Source organism: Stenotrophomonas sp. 3diitr2024, assembly GCF_042136455.1.
GTDB lineage: Bacteria > Pseudomonadota > Gammaproteobacteria > Xanthomonadales > Xanthomonadaceae > Stenotrophomonas > Stenotrophomonas sepilia.
Window position 1 is genome coordinate 1 of the sequence record NZ_JBHHMJ010000155.1, and the last position, 5308, is coordinate 5308.

5 protein-coding genes and 1 pseudogene are annotated in these 5308 nt (G+C 68.0%); all 6 read right to left on the bottom strand.

All coding sequences use genetic code 11. The features are described from left to right. Positions 1-87: 87 nt before the first annotated feature. Positions 88-792 (bottom strand): annotated as a pseudogene (locus ABGA94_RS03850) (haloacid dehalogenase-like hydrolase); the annotation flags it as partial. Next, positions 789-1583 carry an indole-3-glycerol phosphate synthase TrpC gene (gene trpC, locus ABGA94_RS03855; RefSeq protein ID WP_005419828.1) on the bottom strand — a complete coding sequence of 265 codons (795 nt, stop codon included), beginning with the start codon at positions 1581-1583 and terminating at the stop codon, positions 789-791. The gene trpC and the pseudogene ABGA94_RS03850, both read right to left, overlap by 4 nt. 74 nt (positions 1584-1657) lie before the next feature. Further along, positions 1658-2689: an anthranilate phosphoribosyltransferase gene (gene trpD, locus ABGA94_RS03860; RefSeq protein ID WP_049443905.1), complete on the bottom strand. Its 1032-nt coding sequence runs from the start codon at positions 2687-2689 to the stop codon at positions 1658-1660. 16 nt (positions 2690-2705) lie between these two features. Further along, the gene (locus ABGA94_RS03865) at positions 2706-3293 is read right to left on the bottom strand and encodes an aminodeoxychorismate/anthranilate synthase component II (RefSeq protein WP_005419831.1); all 588 of its coding nucleotides are present in this window, start codon (positions 3291-3293) and stop codon (positions 2706-2708) included. 2 nt (positions 3294-3295) lie between these two features. Continuing rightward, positions 3296-4075 carry an SIMPL domain-containing protein gene (locus tag ABGA94_RS03870; RefSeq protein ID WP_262220989.1) on the bottom strand — a complete coding sequence of 260 codons (780 nt, stop codon included), beginning with the start codon at positions 4073-4075 and terminating at the stop codon, positions 3296-3298. 67 nt (positions 4076-4142) lie between these two features. Beyond that, positions 4143-5308, bottom strand: a 1166-nt coding sequence (locus ABGA94_RS03875; RefSeq protein WP_375366436.1) for an anthranilate synthase component I family protein, incomplete at its 5' end; no start/stop codon positions are given.

The window sequence follows — 5308 nt, forward strand, 5'->3', positions numbered from 1 at the left end:
AGCGGCGGCAATCCGCTGCTGGACCCGTGGCGTGCCACCGCGCTGGACCTGTCCTACGAGAAGTACTTCGGCGAGAAGGCCTACGTGGCCGCCGCGATCCACGCATCCCCAGTTGAGGATGCGGGTGCCGGCCGGCAGCACGCGGCGGAAGAACGCCACCCGCCCCGGCTTCGGGTTCACCACCACCGGCGCCTTGGCCGCCAGCAGCAGCGGCAGGTCGGCGGTGCTGTCGGAATAGGCGATATCGATGTCGCCATAGCCGCGCTCGCGCAGCATGCGCATCTTCTCTTCGTTGTGGCAGTGACGGGTGGGACCGACGCCGCCCAGCCGCGGGCCGACCTCGGTGCCGATCACCGGCACATCCTGATGGGCCACGAAGGCCAGGATCGCGCGGGCCAGCTCCGGCGGCGCGCCGGTGGCAACCACCACGCGATCGCCTTTGGCGCGGTGCGCGGCGAACACTTCCAGCGCCTGCGGCAGCAGCTTGGCGCGCATCTGCGCCTGGTTGCGCAGCACGTAGGCGTCGATCACCTTGTTGAAATCGCGCGCACGGTGCAGGCCGAAGCTGCCGATCCACACATAGACCGAGATGCCCGCGCGACGGGTCGGCAGCATCGCCACCATCGGCCCGGCGATCGGCGTGACCAGCAGCGCCGCCAGCATGCGCAGCGGGTTGCGCTTGATCAGCGAGGCGAACAGGTGGGTACCCGAATCGCCGTCGTAGAGGGTGTGGTCGAAGTCGAAGACCACCAGCGGCGCATCCTCGCGCGGCGTCGGATAGTGCGTTGTCATGTTGCGAAGAATAGCTGACGCAGGCCCTCGCCCGGCTCTTCCACGCGCATGAAGGCCTCGCCGACCAGGAAGGCATGGATGCCGGCGTCGCGCATCAGCGCCACGTCCTGCGGGCCGAGGATGCCGCTTTCGGTGACCAGCAGGCGGTCACGCGGCACCGCCTGCTGCATATCCAGCGTGGTCTGCAGCGACACCTCGAAGGTGCGCAGGTTGCGGTTGTTGATGCCGATCATCGGCGCCGGCACCTGCAGTGCGCGCTCCAGTTCGTCGATGTCGTGCACTTCCACCAGCACGTCCATGCCCAGCGACAGCGCCAGTTCCGACAGCGTGGCCAGCTGGGTGTCGTCCAGCGCGGCGACGATCAGCAGGATGCAGTCGGCGCCCAGCACGCGTGCCTCGTACACCTGGTAGGCGTCGATCACGAAGTCCTTGCGCAGCACCGGCAGCGTGCAGGCTTCACGGGCCTGCTGCAGGTAGGTATCGGCGCCCTGGAAGAAGTCCACGTCGGTCAGCACCGAAAGGCAGCTGGCACCACCGAACTCGTAGCTGACCGCGATGTCAGCCGGCCGGAAGTCGGGGCGGATGACGCCCTTGGACGGGCTGGCCTTCTTCACCTCGGCAATCACCGCCGGGTCGCCGTTGGCCACGGCCGCCTGCAACGCGCGCACGAAGCCACGTACCGGCGGGGCGCTGGCCACGGCGGCCTGCAGCTCCTCGAGCGGGCGCTGGGCGCGGCGCTGGGCTACTTCTTCGGCCTTGCGGGCCAGGATCGTCTGCAGGATGTCGCTCATCGTCTTCGATTCGGTGCGGGGGCGCTGAGGACCGCCATTATCGGCCATCGACGGGGTCAGGCTGAACCGCGCGCTCAGGCAACCAGCGCGCGGGTGGTCTCCACATACTGCTGCAGGCGCTGGCGGGCGCTGCCATTGGCGATGGCGGCACGGGCGCGGGCCAGGCCATCACCGATGTCGCTGGCCACGCCGGCCACGTACAGCGCGGCGCCGGCATTGAGCGCGACGATGTCCAGCGCCGGGCCGGGCTCGTTGTCCAGCACCGCGCGCAGCATCTGGATGGACTGCTCCGGGCTGTCCACGCGCAGGTTGCGGCTGGCCGACATGGCGATGCCGAAGTCCTCCGGGTGGATCTCGTACTCGCGCACCTTGCCGTCGCGCAACTCGCCCACCAGGGTGCCGGCGCCGAGCGAGATCTCATCCATGTTGTCGCGGCCCCAGACCACCATGGCGCGCTCGGTGCCCAGCTCGCGCAGCACGCGCGCCTGGATACCCACCAGATCAGGATGGAACACGCCCATCAGCACCGACGGCGCGCTGGCGGGGTTGGTCAGCGGACCAAGGATGTTGAAGATGGTGCGCACGCCCATCTCGCGGCGGACCGGCGCGACGACCTTCATCGACGGATGATGGATCGGCGCGAACATGAAGCCGATGCCGGTCTGCTCGATGGCAGCGGCCACCTGCGCTGGCTGCAGCTCGATGGCCGCGCCCAGTGCTTCCACCGCATCGGCGCTGCCGGACTTGGACGACACGCTGCGGTTGCCGTGCTTGGCCACGCGCGCACCGGCCGCAGCCGCCACGAACATCGCGCAGGTGGAGATGTTGAAGGTGTGCGAGCCATCGCCACCGGTGCCGACGATGTCGACCAGGTGGGTGCTGTCGGCCACCGGCACCGCCAGCGCGAATTCGCGCATGACCGTGGCGGCGGCGGCGATCTCGTCGATGGTTTCCTTCTTCACCCGCAGGCCGGTGAGGATGGCGGCGGTCATCATCGGCGACACGTCGCCGCGCATGATCTGCCGCATCAGGTCGACCATCTCGTCGAAGAAGATCTCGCGGTGCTCGATGGTGCGTTGCAGGGCTTCCTGGGGGGAGAAGCTCATGGGAATGCTCCTTGGATCAGGCCGCCGGGCGCTGCAGGAAATTGCGCAGCAGGGCGTGGCCGTGTTCGGTGAGGATGGATTCGGGGTGGAACTGCACGCCTTCCACCGGGAACTGGCGGTGGCGCAGGCCCATGATCTCTTCGATCGAGCCGTCCTCGTTCTCGGTCCAGGCGGTCACTTCCAGGCAGTCCGGCAGACTGTTCTTGTCCACCACCAGCGAGTGGTAGCGGGTGGCCTGGTAGCGGTCCGGCAGGCCGGCGAACACGCCCTTGCCTTCGTGGCGGATCGGCGAGGTCTTGCCGTGCATGATGTTGCCGGCGCGGATCACGGTGCCGCCGTAGACCTGGCCGATGCCCTGGTGGCCCAGGCACACGCCGAGGATCGGCGTGGTCGGGCCCAGCCGCTGGATCAGCTCCAGCGACACGCCCGCTTCGTTGGGCGTGCACGGGCCGGGCGAGATGACGATGCGCTCGGGTTTCTGCGCGGCGATCTCGTCCACGCTCATCGCATCGTTGCGCACCACCTTCACCTCGGCGCCCAGCGTCTGCAGGTACTGCACGAGGTTGTAGGTGAAGCTGTCGTAGTTGTCGATCATCCACAACATGGTCAGGTTCCGTCGCTTATCAGGAAAATGGCGTACACGTTTTCGGTGTAGGTGATGGGGCCGGCTTCGACCGACTCGGGCAGGCGGGAGCCCGTGGTCTCGATGCTGTTCATCGGTGCCTCGGGCGCGGGCGGCGAAGGCGGCGTCACCAGATCCCCACTGCTCGGCCAACTGCCGGCCTGGATGCCATAAGCAAAGTTCGGCGCTACGTCGGAAATGCTGTACAGGCCGCGCAGCCGGGTGCCGTAGGCCTTGGCCAGGCCCTGCGCGGACTGGCGGGTCTGGGCTGCGGCCTCGCCCTTGAGTTCGCGCCGCAACGCCGCTTCGCCCGAGTAGGTCGGCGCCATGCTGCTGACCTGCACGTTCTCGTTGGCCTTCAACGCACCCAGCACGTCCTGCATCGCCTTCACGCTGGCGAAGCTGGCGCGCAGCTGGCGCGACACGCGGGTACCGATGAAGACCTGCCGGTTCTGCTCATAGCGCGTCGCCGGGCCGATCCGCAGGTTGTCCGCACGCACGCTGCCGTCCACCGCCTTGTGCTGCTTGAACAGCGCCAGCACGCGGGCCACGTTGCCCTGCACGCGGCGCCGCGCGGCGTCGGCATCCATGTCGGTCTCTTCGATGTTCAACTGCAGGCCGAAGCGGTCGGGCATCACTGTGCGGGTACCCTGCCCCTTCACCAGCAGGTGCGGCTGCGACGGAATGGTATTGGCCTGCGCCCACGCAGACGGGGCCATCGTGGCCAGCAGCGACGACCACAGCAATGCGCTCAGCAGCTTCATGCGGTACTCCTTGTCTTCAATGGGAACAGCGGACGATGCCGTGGCGCAGGCCACGGCACGGGGAGCGTCACAGGCCCTTGGCGGCCTGGGCGACGGCGCGGAACAGCGCACGGCCCTTGTTCATCGTCTCGTCCCATTCCTTGTCCGGGTCCGAGTCGTAGACGATGCCGGCGCCGGCCTGCACGTACAGGCGGCCATCCTTGATGACCGCAGTGCGGATCGCGATCGCGGTATCGGCATCGCCGTGCCAGCCGATGTAGCCGATGCTGCCGGCGTAGACGTTGCGCTTGATCGGTTCCAGTTCGCGGATCACTTCCAGCGCGCGGATCTTTGGCGCGCCGCTGACCGTGCCGGCCGGGAAGGTGGCGCGCAGCACGTCGGCATAGCTCAGGCCCGGCTGCAGTTGGCCGGTCACTTCGCTGACGATGTGCATGACATGGCTGTAGCGTTCGATCACGAACTGCTCGCCCACTTCCACGGTACCGGCCCTGGAGACGCGCCCGGCATCGTTGCGGCCGAGGTCGATCAGCATCAGGTGCTCGGCACGTTCCTTCGGATCGGCCAGCAGCTCGGCTTCCAGTGCCAGGTCCAGCTCGGGCGTGGCGCCACGCGGGCGGGTGCCGGCGATCGGGCGCACGGTCACTTCGCCATCCTGCAGACGCACCAGGATTTCCGGCGAGGAACCAACCACCTGCAGGTCGCCGACATCGAGGAAATACATGTACGGCGAGGGATTCAACGCGCGCAGCGCGCGGTACACATCCACCGGGCGCGCCTTGAACGGCACGCTCAGGCGCTGGCTGAGCACCACCTGGAAGATGTCACCGGCGCGGATGTATTCCTTGCTGCGCTGGACCGCATCGACGAAGCCTTCGCGGGTGAAGCCGGAGACGAAATCCGATTCGTCCAGCACGTCGCTGTTGAGCGGCGCCGGATAGCCGGCACCCGGCGCACGCAGCTTCGCAGTCAGGGCATCCAGGCGCGCCTGCGCCTGCTCGAAGGCACCGTCGACACGCGGGTCGGCGTGCACGATCAGGTACAGCCGGCCCTTGAGATTGTCGAATACCGCCAGCTCGTTGGAGTCCAGCAGCAGGATGTCCGGCGTGCCCAGCTCATCACGGCCAGCCGGCGGGGCCAGGCGCGGCTCGATGTAGCCGATGCATTCGAAGCCGAACCAGCCGACCAGGCCGCCGGTGAAGCCCGGCAGGCCTTCCAGCTTGGGCACCGAGTGGG

Coding starts and splice junctions, on each gene's coding strand:
- ABGA94_RS03865 (WP_005419831.1), bottom strand. CDS start 3,293: ATGTTGTGGATGATCGACAACTACGACAGCTTCACCTACAACCTCGTG.
- ABGA94_RS03870 (WP_262220989.1), bottom strand. CDS start 4,075: ATGAAGCTGCTGAGCGCATTGCTGTGGTCGTCGCTGCTGGCCACGATG.
- trpC (WP_005419828.1), bottom strand. CDS start 1,583: ATGAGCGACATCCTGCAGACGATCCTGGCCCGCAAGGCCGAAGAAGTA.
- trpD (WP_049443905.1), bottom strand. CDS start 2,689: ATGAGCTTCTCCCCCCAGGAAGCCCTGCAACGCACCATCGAGCACCGC.